The organism is Streptomyces sp. NPDC048521, from assembly GCF_043199855.1.
Classification (GTDB): Bacteria; Actinomycetota; Actinomycetes; order Streptomycetales; family Streptomycetaceae; genus Streptomyces.
The window spans coordinates 248,282-261,376 of sequence record NZ_JBICWR010000010.1 but is presented as its reverse complement, the minus strand read 5'-3'; the positions used below and the strand labels follow the sequence as shown (position 1 = coordinate 261,376).

The following is a 13,095-nucleotide window of genomic DNA, read 5'->3' as shown; positions in this document are numbered from 1 at the left end:
CCGATGGGGCCATCGGCAGGACGCCCCACTGGCGCGTGGACCGGCGTCCAGGACCGCTCGTAGCTTCATGGGCATGACCCCAGAGAACAAGGGCACGGCCCAGCTGACGATCGCGATGGTGCTCTCCGGCACCCTCGGTCTCTTCGTCGTCGAGTCGGGCGCCTCGCCCTTCAACGTGGTGTTCTTCCGCGTCCTGTTCGGCGCCCTGGCGCTGGGCTCCTACGTCGTCGCCCGCGGCTGGCTGCGTGGCCACGGGTTCACCGCGCGCACCTTCGGACTGGCCGTTCTCGGCGGCGTGTTCATCGTCTTCAACTGGGTCCTGCTCTTCCAGTCGTACGAGAACACGTCGATCTCGGTCGCCACGGTCGTCTATCACACCCAGCCGTTCTACGTGGTCCTGCTGGGTGCCCTGCTGTTCCGCGAGCGCCTCACCGCCGCCAAGGCCGGCTGGATCGCGCTGGCTTTCGCGGGCCTGGTCCTGATCTCGGGCGTCACCCCGGACGACTTCGCGAGCGGCGGCTCGTATCTGACCGGTGTCGGCCAGGCGCTCCTGGCCGCCCTCCTGTACGGCCTGTCCACACTGGTCACCAAGCGGATCACCGGCGTACGCCCTCACCTGATCGCCCTCGTCCAGGTGCTGGTCGGCATCCCGCTGCTGCTGCCCTTCGCGGACTTCGGCGCGATGCGGGGCACCGGCGCCGACTGGGGCTGGCTGGCCGGGCTCGGCCTCCTGCACACCGGGGTGATGTACGTCCTGATGTACGCCGCCTACGCCCAGCTGCCCACCGCGAAGATCGCCGTGCTCGCCTTCGTCTACCCGGCCGTCGCCATGGTCATGGACTGGGCGGTGTACGGCCACCACATCGGGCTCGTCCAGGCGCTGGGAGTCCCGCTGATCGTGACGGCCAGCCTCAAGGTCACCCTTGCCCGGAAGCCAGCCTCCGCGCCTGCTCCACGAACAGCAGGGCATGCGCCGGAAGCCGCTTCCCGGACCGCCACGCCAGCTGCGTGCGAAGCGTGAACGGCGGCTCCCACGCGAGCCGTACCAGGGAGCCCTCCGCGAGTTCGGCGGCGACCGTCACCTCGGGCAGCAACGCGATCCCGAGGCCGGCCGCCGCCGCGCGCTTGGTCGCCTCGATCGTCCCGAACTCCATGAAGTCCACCGGCTCCAGCGCCGACAGCTCCCGCTCGAACAGGTCCCGGTAGGCGCAGCCCGGCTCGGTGGCCAGCAGGGGCTGCCCGGTCAGCTCGGCCGTCGCGACCGGCCGTCCGGCCAGCGCGTGTCCGGGCGCCGCGACCAGCGCCAGCGGCTCGACCGCCAGCACCGCGCCGTCCAGACCCGGGTGCTCGGTCTCCTCCTCCATCAGGAAACCCACGTCGTACGTCCCCTGCCGCAGCGCCTGCCGGGTCTCGTCGCCGATGGTGGTCCGCAGGGCGAGCCGCACCTTGGGGTGGCGGTGATGGAAGTACTCCAGCAGCGGGGGCAGCCGGTAGGAGGTCAGCGACTCCATGGTGCCGACGGTCAGGGTGCCGGACGGCTCCTCCGGCTCGGTGACGGCCGCCCGGGCCTCCTCGGTCAGCTCGATGATCCGCCGGGCGTAGGGCAGCAGCCGCTCGCCCGCCTCGGTGAGCCGGATCCGGCTGCCGAGCCGGTCGAACAGCTCCACGCCGAGGGAGGCCTCCAGCGCCCGGATCTGACTGGTCACGCTGGACTGCGCGTACGACAGCTCGGCCGCCGCCCGGGTGAAGCTCAGTACCGTGGCGACCTTCTCGAAGGTGACGAGCAGCCTCAGCTCCATGGGTCAGTCGCTGTTCTTCGGGTCGTCCTTGTCCAGGGACTTGAGGAACTCGGGGTTGTCGTCGGGGGCGACCCAGCCGGCGGCGGTGTTCCGGTGCGACCGCGACGGGGTGGAGCCGCCCGCGGGGGCGTGCCGCACCTTGCCGGTGACCAGCCAGGCGACCGGGCCGACCAGCACCTCGCCGAAGAGCAGGATGATGATCACCCACGCCACCTTCGGCAGGTGGCGCACCTCTTCCTCGGGCGTGTTCAGGCAGTCCACGAAGGCGTAGATCCACAACGTCAGGACCAGCAGGAACGGCAGATACCTGAGCATGGTCGTGCGACCTCCCGACGATGTGTGACGGCCCCGGTGACCGGGCCAGGGTAGCGGGTGGCCATCATGGGTGTTCCTTGGTCGCTGGTCGCTGATCGGGGATCGGGATCGTCGACAGGGGCGGGGACGGGGGAAGGCGCGGTGGGGTTTCGGGCGCGCAGGACCCGGGCGGCGGCCGGGGTCGCCGCGAGCGGCCTGGTCGTCGCGGGGGCGCTGGTGGTGCAGGAACTGTCCTCGCCGGTGTTCGGCCTGCGGCAGGGCCCGCAGGCGAAGGACCCGGCGTGCGCGCGGATCGCCGCCCACTACCCGGACCGCCTGGACGGCCACCGGCGTGGCCGGATCACCTTCGAAGGACTCGCGGTGTGGGGCCACGGGGCGGTGCGACTGCGCTGCGGCCTGACTCCACCGGCTGAGACGAAGGACCCGTGCGTCGCCGTGAACGGGGTGGACTGGGTCCTGCGGGAGGCCGCGTCCCGGGGCGGCCGGAAACTCCTCGTCACCTACGGCAGACGGCCGGCCGTGGAGGTGTCGCTCGCGGACTCGGTACGGCAGACCGACACCGTGCTCATGGAGCTGAGCCGGCTGGTCGCGCCGGTGCCGCGGAACGAGCGGTGCCTGAGCGGCGGTTGAGCGGTCGGTGGGCCTTCTCGCGCACCAGGGGGCGCGTGAGGTCACGGACCTCCGCCGCCGTGAGCGTGCTGAGACACAGGCCCGCTATCTTCCCGTTCCGGTCGATGAGCAGCGTGTACGGCAGCGCCTGGGGCCGGTATCCCCTGGGCAGCAGGGCGAGCCGCCGGCTGCCGGGGTCGTGCAGGCTCGGGTAGGCCAGGTCGTGGTCGCGCTGGAACGCCAGGCCCGCGGCCCCCTCCGCATCCGTGTCCACGCCCAGCACCTGGACACCCTTCGCCGCCAAGTCCCGCTGTGCGCGGGAGAGTTCGGGTGCCTCGGCGCGGCAGGGACCGCACCAGGAGGCCCACATGTTCAGGACGACGACCTTGCCGCGGTAGTCGGAGAGGCGGACCGGCTTCCCGTCGAGGGTGCGGCCGGTGAGGTCCGGCGCGGCACGGCGGTCGGCGGCCGGTACGCGGGTCAGCGGCGAGCCGGAGGAGCCGCCCGTCTCCGGCGCCGGCGCGCACGCGGCGAGAGCGAACAGCACGGCGAGGACCGGCAGCCGACGGTGACGTCTCATGATCGAGGAGTGTCCCAGCCACCGCGAAGCCCCTCGGCACCGCCCCGGTGACCGGTCCCCGGCCGTCGGTGACCGATACTGGGACGCATGGCTTACGACGATCTTCGCTCCCTGCTGCGAGCGCTGGAGCGCGAGGGAGACCTCAAGCGCATCAAGGCCGAGGTCGACCCCTACCTGGAAGTCGGGGAGATCGTCGACCGGGTGCAGAAGTCCGGCGGCCCGGCGCTGCTCTTCGAGAACGTCAAGGGCTCCGCGATGCCGCTCGCGATGAACGTCTTCGGCACCGACCGGCGGCTGCTGAAGGCGCTGGGCCTGAAGTCGTACGGCGAGATCTCCGAGAAGATCGGCGGCCTGCTGCGGCCCGAGCTGCCGCACGGCTTCGTCGGCGTCCGTGAGGCCTTCGGCAAGCTCGGCGCGATGACGCACGTGCCGCCGAAGAAGGTGAAGCCGGACAACGCGCCCGTGCAGGAGGTCGTCCTGCACGGTGACGAGGTCGACCTCGAGCGGCTCCCGGCTCTCTTCACCTGGCCCAAGGACGGCGGCTCCTTCTTCAACCTGGGCCTGACCCACACCAAGGACCCCGAGACCGGCATCCGGAACCTGGGCCTGTACCGCCTCCAGCGCCACGACAAGCGCACCATCGGCATGCACTGGCAGATCCACAAGGACAGCCGGAACCACTACCAGGTGGCGGCCCGGCGCGGCGAGCGCCTGCCGGTCGCGATCGCCTTCGGCTGCCCGCCGGCCGTGACGTACGCCTCCACCGCCCCGCTCCCCGGTGACATCGACGAGTACCTCTTCGCCGGGTTCATCGCGGGCAAGCGGATCGAGATGGTCGACTGCAAGACGGTTCCGCTCCAGGTCCCGGCGAACGCCGAGGTCGTGCTCGAGGGCTGGCTGGAGCCCGGCGAGATGCTGCCGGAGGGCCCCTTCGGCGACCACACGGGCTTCTACACCCCGCAGGAACCCTTCCCGGCCCTGAAGATCGACTGCGTGACGATGCGCAGGCGCCCCCTGCTCCAGTCGATCGTCGTCGGCCGCCCCCCGACCGAGGACGGCCCGCTGGGCCGCGCCACGGAACGCTTCTTCCTGCCGCTGCTGAAGATCATCGTCCCGGACATCGTGGACTACCACCTGCCCGAGGCCGGTGGCTTCCACAACTGCGCGATCGTCTCGATCGACAAGAAGTACCCGAAGCACGCGCAGAAGGTGATGCACGCGATCTGGGGGGCACACATGATGTCCCTGACCAAGCTGATCGTGGTCGTGGACGCCGACTGCGACGTCCACGATCTGCACGAGGTCGCCTGGCGGGCGCTCGGCAACACGGACTACGCCCGCGACCTCACGGTCGTCGAAGGCCCCGTCGACCATCTCGACCACGCCTCCTACCAGCAGTTCTGGGGCGGCAAGGCGGGTATCGACGCCACGAAGAAGTGGCCGGAGGAGGGGTACACCCGCGACGGCGGGTGGCCGGACATGGTCCTTTCGGACCCGGCTACGGCGGCCCTGGTGGACCGCCGCTGGAAGGAGTACGGCCTGTGAGTTCCGCGTCCGCCGCGATCCCTCAGCCGGGACGCACCAAGGCGTTCCTGCGCCTGGTGATGATCGAGCACTCGGTCTTCGCGCTGCCCTTCGCCTACATCGCCTCGCTCACGGCGATGTACGAGTGGGACAGCAACATCCACTGGGGCCGGCTGCTGCTGGTCACCATCTGCATGGTCGGCCTGCGTACGTTCGCGATGGCGGTCAACCGGATCATCGACCGCGAGATCGACGCCCGTAACCCGCGCACGGCGCACCGGGAACTCGTGACCGGCGCGATGTCGGTCCGGCACGCCTGGACGGGCGCCCTCGTCGCCCTGGTGGTCTTCCTCGGGGCCGCTGCCCTGCTGAACCCGCTGTGCCTGGCCCTGGCGCCGGTCGCGGTGATCCCGATGGTGGTCTACCCCTACGGGAAACGCTTCACCAACTTCCCGCAGGCCATCCTGGGGCTCGCCCAGGCCATGGGGCCCGTCGGCGGCTGGCTGGCCGTCTCCGGCTCCTGGTCCTGGGAGGCGGTCGTCCTGGGCCTCGCCGTGGGCGTCTGGATCGGCGGCTTCGACCTGATCTACGCCTGCCAGGACGTCGACACCGACCGCGAGATCGGTGTCATGTCGGTCCCGGCCCGCTTCGGCGTCCCGGCCGCGATCTGGGGGGCGCGGGCCTGCCACACCGTGACGACGGCCCTGTTCGTCTGGTACGCCCTGGCCACCCACGCCGGCGCCTTCTTCTGGCTGGGCCTGGCGATCGTGGCGGGCGCGTTCGTCTACGAGCACCGCATCGTCCGCCCGCACGACCTGTCCCGTCTGAACCGGGCGTTCTTCTCGGTCAACGGCTTCATCGGCATTGCCCTGTTCGTGTGCGCGCTGCTCGACCTGCTGGTGCGCGGTCTGACCGTCTGACTGGCCCCGGCCCGCCCGTCCGCCGCCCCCGGGGCGTGCGACCCGGCCTGAGCCCGGGGCGGCCCGCCGGTACGCTCAAGGTGTGAACGCAGGAGAAACGCAGCGCGCGCCTTGGATCGTGGGGGTGTCCGGAGCTTCCGGGACGCCGTATGCGGCCGCCGTGCTGCGGGCGCTGCTGGGGGCGGGAGAAGCGGTGGACCTGGTGGTCAGCCGGGCCTCGCGGCTGACGCTGCTGGACGAGACGGGGATCCCGTTCCGGGACGCCCACTGGCAGGACGACCTGAGCGCATGGCTGGCCCGGGGCGCCGACGGCAAGCCCGGCACCTTCGACGTGGACGTCAGCGCGGTGCGGTACTGGGGCGCGGGCGACCTCGCCGCCGGGCCGTCCTCGGGCTCGTACCCGGCGAAGGGGATGCTCATCGTGCCCGCCTCCACGGCCTGCGTGGCCGGTGTGGCGCTCGGCCTGTCCAAGGACCTTCTCCAGCGGGCGGCGAGCGTCACGCTGAAGGAGCGCCGGACGCTGGTCGTCGCGGTGCGGGAGACCCCCTTGAACGGTCAGACGCTGCGGCACCTCGTCTCGCTGGACGACGCCGGTGCCACGGTCGTACCGGCCTCGCCCGCCTTCTACGCGGGCGCCACACACATCCAGGATCTGGTGGACTTCGTCGCCGGGCGGGTGCTGGACGCGGCGGGCGTCGAGCACGGCCTGTACCGGCGGTGGCGGGGCGAACTGGGCGGCGGGCCCGACCGGTAGAGCCCGGCGGAGCACGGCGCAGTACCTCTCATCACACTTCGGAACTCTTCAGCGGAAGGCTTCGATCGCATGGACGCGGTGGACAGGCAGCTCATCCAGGCCCTGAGGGAGAACGGCCGGGCCTCCTACGCGGAGCTGGGGCGCCTCGTCGGCCTGTCGGGACCCAGCGTCACCGACCGCATCAACCGGCTGGAGGCGGCCGGAGTCATCACCGGCTACCGCGCCACGGTGAACGCGGCCTCCCTCGGCCTCGGCGTCATCGCGCTCATCGGCATCTCTCTCTCGGACGCCGCGGACCACGAGGACGTGGCGCAGCGGCTGCGGGACCTGCCGGAGATCGAGGACTGCTGGTTCATCGCCGGCGACGACTCCTTCATGCTCAAGGTGCGCTCGACGGACGTGGACGGCCTGGAGAAGACGATCCGGCGGCTGAGCGGGACCAAGGGGGTCTCGCGGACCCGTACCACCATCGTGCTCTCCACCAAGTGGGAGAACCGGGTCGGCGAGCTGCCGGAAGAGGTCTAGGGATACCGTTGGTCGGGCTGTCGGAGAAAGGTGTTGGCATGGACGTCGGGCTCAAGCGCGAGCTGGAGGAGAAGGTCCGTTCCGGTGAGCGGCTGACCCGCGAGGACGGCATCGCGCTGTACGAGTCGGACGACCTGGCCTGGCTCGGCGGCCTCGCGCACGAGGTGCGGACCCGTAAGAACGGGGACGTCGTGCACTTCAACGTCAACCGGCACCTGAACATGACCAACGTGTGCACGGCCTCCTGCGCCTACTGCTCGTTCCAGCGCAAGCCGGGCGAGAAGGACGCGTACACGATGCGCATCGAGGAGGCCGTCAAGCTCGCCAAGGCGATGGAGACGGAGAACCTCACCGAACTGCACATCGTCAACGGCCTGCACCCGAACCTGCCCTGGCGGTACTACCCCCGGTCCCTGCGGGAGCTGAAGGCCGCCCTGCCGGACGTGTCCCTGAAGGCGTTCACGGCGACGGAGATCCACCACTTCGAGACGATCAGCGGTCTGTCGGCCTCGGAGATCCTGGACGAGCTGATCGACGCCGGGCTCGAGTCCCTCACCGGCGGCGGCGCCGAGATCTTCGACTGGGAGGTCCGGCAGCACATCGTGGACCACCGGACCCACTGGGAGGACTGGTCCCGCATCCACCGCCTGGCGCACGAGAAGGGGCTGAAGACCCCCTGCACCATGCTCTACGGCCACATCGAGGAGCCCCGGCACCGCGTCGACCACGTGCTGCGGCTGCGTGAGCTGCAGGACGAGACGAACGGCTTCCAGGTCTTCATCCCGCTGCGCTACCAGCACGACTTCGTGGACATGAAGGACGGCAAGGTCCGCAACCGCCTCCAGGCCCGCACCCAGATGGCGACCGGCGCCGAGGCCCTGAAGACCTTCGCGGTCTCCCGGCTCCTCTTCGACAACGTCCCGCACGTGAAGGTCTTCTGGGTCATGCACGGCGTGCAGACCGCCCAGCTGGCCCTGCAGCACGGCGCCGACGACATGGACGGCTCGGTCGTCGAGTACAAGATCACGCACGACGCGGACAACTTCGGCACGCCGAACAAGCTGACCCGTGAGGACCTGCTGGACCTGATCCGCGACGCCGGCTTCCGCCCGGTGGAGCGCAACACGCGCTACGAGATCATCCGCGAGTACGAGGGCCCCGACCCGGCGCGCAGGGACTCCCCCCAGCCGATGCGGGTGTGACACTGGGGGGCTTGCGCCCCCTGGAACCCGGCCTTCGCACAACGGGCTCGTCCGGGCCCGACCCGAAGGGGCGCGGGGGACTGCGCGCCCGGTCACGGCGGGCCCCCGGCCGGGCGACGGCCCGTACGACCCCGCCGGTTCCCGGCCGGAACCAGGGGTACCCGCCCCGCATGGCTGTCACGAAGACCCCTGAGGACGCCTACACCGCCGAACCCTTCGTACCGGACCACGGCGGCCTGGCCGCCCTGCGCAGCGCCGCCGCCGGCTGCCGGGGCTGTCCGCTCCACAGGGACGCCACCCAGACCGTGTTCGGGGCCGGAAAGGCCGACGCGCGCGTGATGCTCGTCGGGGAGCAGCCCGGCGATCAGGAGGACCGGCAGGGCAAGCCGTTCGTCGGTCCCGCGGGCAAGCTCCTCGACCGCGCCCTGGAGGAGGCCTGCCTGGACCCGGTGGACGCGTACGTCACCAACGCCGTCAAGCACTTCAAGTTCACCCGGGCCGAGCCGCGCAAGCGCCGGATCCACAAGGCGCCGAGCCTGCGGGAGATGACCGCGTGCGGGCCCTGGCTGGCGGCCGAACTGGCGATCGTGGAGCCGGAGCTGATCGTGGTGCTGGGGGCGACGGCCGGGAAGGCGCTGCTGGGTTCGTCGTTCCGGGTGGGCGAGGTGCGCGGGACCGTACTGGAGCGGGAGATCCACGGGCGGGCGGAGCGGCTGGTGCCCACGGTGCACCCGTCGTCCGTGCTGCGGGCGGACGACCGGGAGGCTGCCTACCAGGGGCTGGTGGCCGATCTGAAAGTGGCTGCGCGCGCACTGACGTAATAGATAGCATGCGCGCATGCCCCTTACCTTCACGCTGGACCCCGACCTCACCCCTGCCCTGCGCGACGGCATCCTCGACCTGTGGACGGACGTCTCCAACGCGGGCGGAGCCGTCGGCTTCGTGGCGCCCGTGACCCGCGAGGACATCCGCCCCGAGCTGGTGAAGCACCTCGTGGCCATGGCCGAGGGCCGGCACCGGCTGCTCGTCGGACAGGACGAGGCGGGCGAGGTGGCCGCGACCGCGTTCTTCTCCTTCAACACGCACCGGCTGCAGCGGCACTGGGTGTGGCTCTACACGGTGATGGTCCACCCCCGGCACCAGGGCAAGGGCTACGGCCGCGAGCTGCTGGCGGCCGCCGCGGACGCGGCCCGCGACTTCGAGGGCATCGACGCGATACGGCTCGGCTGCCGGGGCGGCCACGGCCTGGAGCACTTCTACGCCTCCTGCGGCTACAAGGAGGTCGGCAGGGTGCCCGACGCCATCCGGGTGGCCCCCGGCGACGACCGCGACGACATCACCATGCTGCTGCCGCTCACGTGAGGCACCCCACCCTCTGACAAGATCGCCGGACCGGCGTGCTTCACTGGACGATGCCCGATATGGGTTTTCGGACCGTACGACACGGAAGAGTGGATTGAGATGCTCCGCTACACGCTGATGCGCCTCGGCATCTTCGCCGGCTGCCTCATGGTCGTCTGGGGAGCCGTCTACTCCGGCATCTTCCCGCGCGGCTACGGCAACGCCAACTTCTTCTGGGTCCTGCTGCTCGCCCTCGTGCTCTCGGCACCGATCAGCTGGGTGGTGCTGCGCAAGGAGCGGGAGCGGGCCTCGGTGCGGGTCGCCGGCAAGGTCGACCGGATCAAGGCCAACCTGGAGGCCAACCGCAGGCAGGAGGACGGCGTCGACGACACCGCCCGCGCGCAGGGCCAGCCTTCCTGACCGGTACGCGGCTCCGGGCACCCCGGGCCGCAACTAGTCTTGCCCCATGGGTGCCGTGAAGACCAAGCGGATGCCGCGTGCGGTGCGGGAGCAGCAGATGCTCGACGCCGCCGTACGGATCTTCGGCCGCCGGGGGTACATGGCCGCGTCGATGGACGAGATCGCCGAACTGGCGGGCGTGTCCAAGCCGTTGGTGTACCTGTACCTGAACTCCAAGGAAGACCTCTTCACGGCCTGCATCCGCCGGGAGGCCGCCGCGCTCACCGAGGCGGTGCGCACCGCCGTGCGGCCCGACCTGCCCGCCGACCGTCAACTGTGGGACGGGCTGCAGGCGTTCTTCGCGCACACCGCCGAGCATCCCGACGCCTGGTCCGTGCTGCACCTGCAGGCCCGCACCCACGGTGAGCCGTTCGCGGCCGAGGTCGCCGCGATGCGCGAGGAGATCGTCGCGTTCGTGACCCGGCTGATCGCGGTCGCGGCCCGGGAGGCCCACCGGGACCCCGACCTGCCCGAGCGCGAGGTCGCCGGACTGGCCGAGGCGCTGGTCGGGGCGGCCGAGTCCCTCGCCGCATGGGCCAACACCACCCCCGGTGTGACGGCCCGTCAGGCCGCCGCCACCCTGATGAACTTCGCCTGGGCGGGCCTGGGCGACCTGATGCGGGGCCACGTGTGGACTCCGCCGGCCGAGCAGGTCTGAGGCCGTTCGGGGGCTTCGCGGTCGCCGTCGCCGGCCGCGGGTGCGTGGGGGTCGTTCGCCCGGTTTCCCGCACCCCTCGGGCGGGCGAGCGGCAGCGCCCTGAAGGCGCGCGGGGACCGGGGCGACCAGCCACGGACTGCCCGCACCCGGCAACTGCGGGACACCCGAACCGTGCCTAGCCGTCCGCCGTGCCGGACAGCGGCCGTACCTCCCCGGCCAGATGGAGCCTGCCCCCCGCGCCCCGGAGCTCGAAGCGGCCGGCGCCGTCCGCCCCGTAGGTCACCGTTCCCGGCAACAGCACGGGCGCCCGGAACGCGGCCCGTACCACGGCGGAGCCGCCCGTGCCGTGGGCGGCCAGGCAGCGGGCCACGGTCCACATGCCGTGCGCGATGGCCCGCGGGAAGCCCAAGAGGCGGGCGGTGAGCGGGTGCAGGTGGATGGGGTTGCGGTCGCCGGAGGCCGCGCCGTACCGGCGTCCCACGTCCCCGGCCAGCCGCCACTCGTCGACGACGGGCAGCGGGGTGTCGTCCTCGTGCGCCTCGGCTGCCGTACCGCCCGCGGTGCGGTGCCGGGCCAGGTAGGTGCTGCGGGACTCCCAGACCAGGCCGCCGCCGGAGCGCAGCCCGGTCACCACGGTGGCCTCGGTGCCGCGCCGGTGCGGGGCGAGGCCCTCGATGTGCACGGCGAGTTCGTACTCCCCGGAGGCGGGCAGCTCGGCACGGCGGACGATCTCGACGGACGTGTGGACCAGGCCCAGCAGCGGCAGCGGGAAGTCCCGGCCGCTCATCAGCCGCATGGCCAGCGGGAAGCCGAGCACGTGCGGGTAGGTGACGGGCAGGGCGTCCGCGCCGGTACCGCCGGCGGTCCCCGTGGCGAAGCCGCACACCCGCTCGTAGGCGGCCAGCTTCGCCAGGTCGACGCGCAGCCCGGGCAGGACGAGCCGGGTGCGCGGGAAGTCCGCGTCCGGTGCGGGACGTTTGAAGGGGGAGCGCAGGGCGCCCCGGGCCAGCAGCGGGACCAGCGCGGGGGCGGAGTCCAGGGTGACGGCGGTCATCAGGCCCCCAGCAGGCTCTGGCCGCAGACGCGGACGACCTGGCCGTTGACCGCGCCGGAGGCCGGGTGGGCGAGCCAGGCGGTGGTCTCGGCGACGTCGACCGGCAGCCCGCCCTGGGCGAGGGAGTTCATCCGGCGCCCGGCCTCCCGGATGAACAGCGGGATCGCGGCCGTCATCGTCGTCTCGACGAATCCGGGCGCCACCGCGTTGACCGTGACCCCGTGCTCCGCGAGCGCGCGTGGCGCGAGGGACCGTACGAGGCCCACGACCCCCGCCTTGCTCGCGCCGTAGTTGGTCTGGCCCGCGTTGCCCGCGAGTCCGGCGATGGAGGCGGTGGCCACGATCCGCCCGCCGGGACGCAGGGTGCCCTTGGCGAGCAGCGCGTCGGTGGTGCGCAGCACGCTGCCCAGATTGACCTCCAGGACCGGGGTCCAGCGTTCGGCGGGCATGTTGACCAGCCGGCGGTCCCGGGTGATGCCCGCGTTGTGGATCAGCACGTCCAGTCCGTCGGGGAGGGCGGCGGCGATGCGCTCGCCCGCGTCGGCGGCGGTGATGTCCAGGGCGAGGGCGGTGCCGCCGAGCCGTTCGGCGACCCGGCGGGCGTCCGCCTCGGCGGCGGGCACATCGAGCACGACCACCTGGGCGCCGTCCCTGGCCAGCGTCTCGGCGACGGCCTCCCCGATCCCGCGCGCGGCCCCGGTGACCAGCGCGGTGCGCCCGGCGAGGGGCCGGTCCCAGTCGGCGGGCGCGGTGACGGCGCCGGCACCGACCTCGATCACCTGGCCGCTGACGTAGGCCGACTTGGGGGAGAGCAGGAAGCGCAGGGTGGACTCGGCGGCGGCCGCGTCCGTCAGGCGGACCAGGTTGACGGTCCTGCCCCGGCCGATCTCCTTGCCGAGCGAGCGGGTGAAGCCCTCCAGGGCCTGCTGGGCGGCCGACTGATGGTGGTCGGCGGGGTCGAGCGGGGCGCCCAGCACCAGCAGGCGGCCGCTCGGGGCGAGCGACCGGACGACGGGGTGGAGGGCCGCGTGCACCTCACCGAGGGTGTCGACGTCCCGTACGCCGGTGGCGTCCAGGACGACGGCGGCGGGATCCGTACCCCCCGTGGCGAGGCCCGTACGGGCGAGGACGGGGGAGAGGTCCAGGGCGGACGTCCCGGCCGCGAGATGCAGCAACGGGCCCGGCAGCGCGGGGCGTTCCGGTGACCAGCGCCTCAGCTCGGCCGGCTGGGGCAGGCCCAGGCGCCGGGTGAGGAAACGGCCCGGTGCCGTGCCGGTGAAGCTCAGGTAGCGGTCGGTCATGTGCGACTCCCGCGCGACTCGGTTCGGAAGGGCTGACAAATGCTTACTCTGGAG

General features: G+C 72.0%; 15 protein-coding genes and 1 pseudogene. 11 read left to right on the top strand and 5 right to left on the bottom strand.

The features are described from left to right. Nucleotides 1-73: 73 nt before the first annotated feature. The gene (locus ACGFRF_RS24140; protein ID WP_393743111.1) at nt 74-1,021 is read left to right on the top strand and encodes a DMT family transporter; all 948 of its coding nucleotides are present in this window, start codon (nt 74-76) and stop codon (nt 1,019-1,021) included. Here the strand turns inward: ACGFRF_RS24140 and ACGFRF_RS24135 are convergent. Together ACGFRF_RS24135 and ACGFRF_RS24130 are read right to left on the bottom strand one after the other, a co-directional pair. After that, a complete protein-coding gene (locus ACGFRF_RS24135) occupies nt 918-1,799 on the bottom strand; it encodes a LysR family transcriptional regulator (RefSeq protein ID WP_393743109.1) in 882 nt (293 codons plus the stop codon). The two genes, ACGFRF_RS24140 and ACGFRF_RS24135, sit on opposite strands and share 104 nt — an antisense overlap. 12 nt (nt 1,800-1,811) lie before the next feature. Continuing rightward, nucleotides 1,812-2,114 (bottom strand): annotated as a pseudogene (locus tag ACGFRF_RS24130) (PLD nuclease N-terminal domain-containing protein); the annotation flags it as partial. Between the two features lie 141 nt (nt 2,115-2,255). Between ACGFRF_RS24130 and ACGFRF_RS24125 the strand changes: the two are divergent. Next, nucleotides 2,256-2,744: a DUF3515 domain-containing protein gene (locus ACGFRF_RS24125; RefSeq protein WP_393743107.1), complete on the top strand. Its 489-nt coding sequence runs from the start codon at nt 2,256-2,258 to the stop codon at nt 2,742-2,744. Here the strand turns inward: ACGFRF_RS24125 and ACGFRF_RS24120 are convergent. After that, entirely contained in the window at nt 2,680-3,303 is a 624-nt protein-coding gene (locus tag ACGFRF_RS24120; protein ID WP_393743105.1) for a redoxin domain-containing protein, read from the bottom strand. The two genes, ACGFRF_RS24125 and ACGFRF_RS24120, sit on opposite strands and share 65 nt — an antisense overlap. A gap of 87 nt (nt 3,304-3,390) precedes the next feature. Here ACGFRF_RS24120 and ACGFRF_RS24115 point away from each other — a divergent pair, with 87 nt between their 5' ends. The 9 genes from ACGFRF_RS24115 (at nt 3,391) to ACGFRF_RS24075 (ending at nt 10,686) form a co-directional block, all read left to right on the top strand. Beyond that, on the top strand, nt 3,391-4,848 hold the full coding sequence (locus ACGFRF_RS24115; RefSeq protein WP_393743103.1) for a menaquinone biosynthesis decarboxylase: 1,458 nt from the start codon (nt 3,391-3,393) through the stop codon (nt 4,846-4,848). After that, nucleotides 4,845-5,747 (top strand): menaquinone biosynthesis prenyltransferase MqnP, encoded by a 903-nt coding sequence (gene mqnP, locus ACGFRF_RS24110; RefSeq protein WP_393743101.1) that lies wholly within the window; start codon nt 4,845-4,847, stop codon nt 5,745-5,747. Before ACGFRF_RS24115 ends, mqnP begins: the two co-directional genes overlap by 4 nt. Before the next feature lie 82 nt (nt 5,748-5,829). Further along, on the top strand, nt 5,830-6,501 hold the full coding sequence (locus ACGFRF_RS24105; protein ID WP_393743099.1) for a UbiX family flavin prenyltransferase: 672 nt from the start codon (nt 5,830-5,832) through the stop codon (nt 6,499-6,501). A 69-nt stretch (nt 6,502-6,570) separates the two neighbouring features. Then, complete coding sequence (locus tag ACGFRF_RS24100) at nt 6,571-7,026, top strand: Lrp/AsnC family transcriptional regulator (RefSeq protein WP_073901832.1); 456 nt, start codon at nt 6,571-6,573, stop codon at nt 7,024-7,026. Nucleotides 7,027-7,064: 38 nt separating this feature from the next. Beyond that, nucleotides 7,065-8,228 carry an aminofutalosine synthase MqnE gene (gene mqnE / locus ACGFRF_RS24095; protein WP_393743097.1) on the top strand — a complete coding sequence of 388 codons (1,164 nt, stop codon included), beginning with the start codon at nt 7,065-7,067 and terminating at the stop codon, nt 8,226-8,228. 170 nt (nt 8,229-8,398) lie between these two features. After that, on the top strand, nt 8,399-9,049 hold the full coding sequence (locus ACGFRF_RS24090) for a UdgX family uracil-DNA binding protein (protein WP_393743095.1): 651 nt from the start codon (nt 8,399-8,401) through the stop codon (nt 9,047-9,049). A 16-nt stretch (nt 9,050-9,065) separates the two neighbouring features. Next, entirely contained in the window at nt 9,066-9,590 is a 525-nt protein-coding gene (locus tag ACGFRF_RS24085) for a GNAT family N-acetyltransferase (protein WP_393743093.1), read from the top strand. Nucleotides 9,591-9,689: 99 nt separating this feature from the next. Then, entirely contained in the window at nt 9,690-9,989 is a 300-nt protein-coding gene (locus tag ACGFRF_RS24080; RefSeq protein ID WP_393743091.1) for a DUF4229 domain-containing protein, read from the top strand. A 46-nt stretch (nt 9,990-10,035) separates the two neighbouring features. Then, nucleotides 10,036-10,686 (top strand): TetR/AcrR family transcriptional regulator, encoded by a 651-nt coding sequence (locus ACGFRF_RS24075; protein WP_393743089.1) that lies wholly within the window; start codon nt 10,036-10,038, stop codon nt 10,684-10,686. 175 nt (nt 10,687-10,861) lie between these two features. Here the strand turns inward: ACGFRF_RS24075 and ACGFRF_RS24070 are convergent, their stop codons facing one another. Further along, nucleotides 10,862-11,740: a MaoC family dehydratase gene (locus ACGFRF_RS24070; protein ID WP_393743087.1), complete on the bottom strand. Its 879-nt coding sequence runs from the start codon at nt 11,738-11,740 to the stop codon at nt 10,862-10,864. Further along, nucleotides 11,740-13,041: a 3-oxoacyl-ACP reductase gene (locus ACGFRF_RS24065; RefSeq protein WP_393743085.1), complete on the bottom strand. Its 1,302-nt coding sequence runs from the start codon at nt 13,039-13,041 to the stop codon at nt 11,740-11,742. Before ACGFRF_RS24065 ends, ACGFRF_RS24070 begins: the two co-directional genes overlap by 1 nt. Between the last annotated feature and the right edge of the window lie 54 nt (nt 13,042-13,095).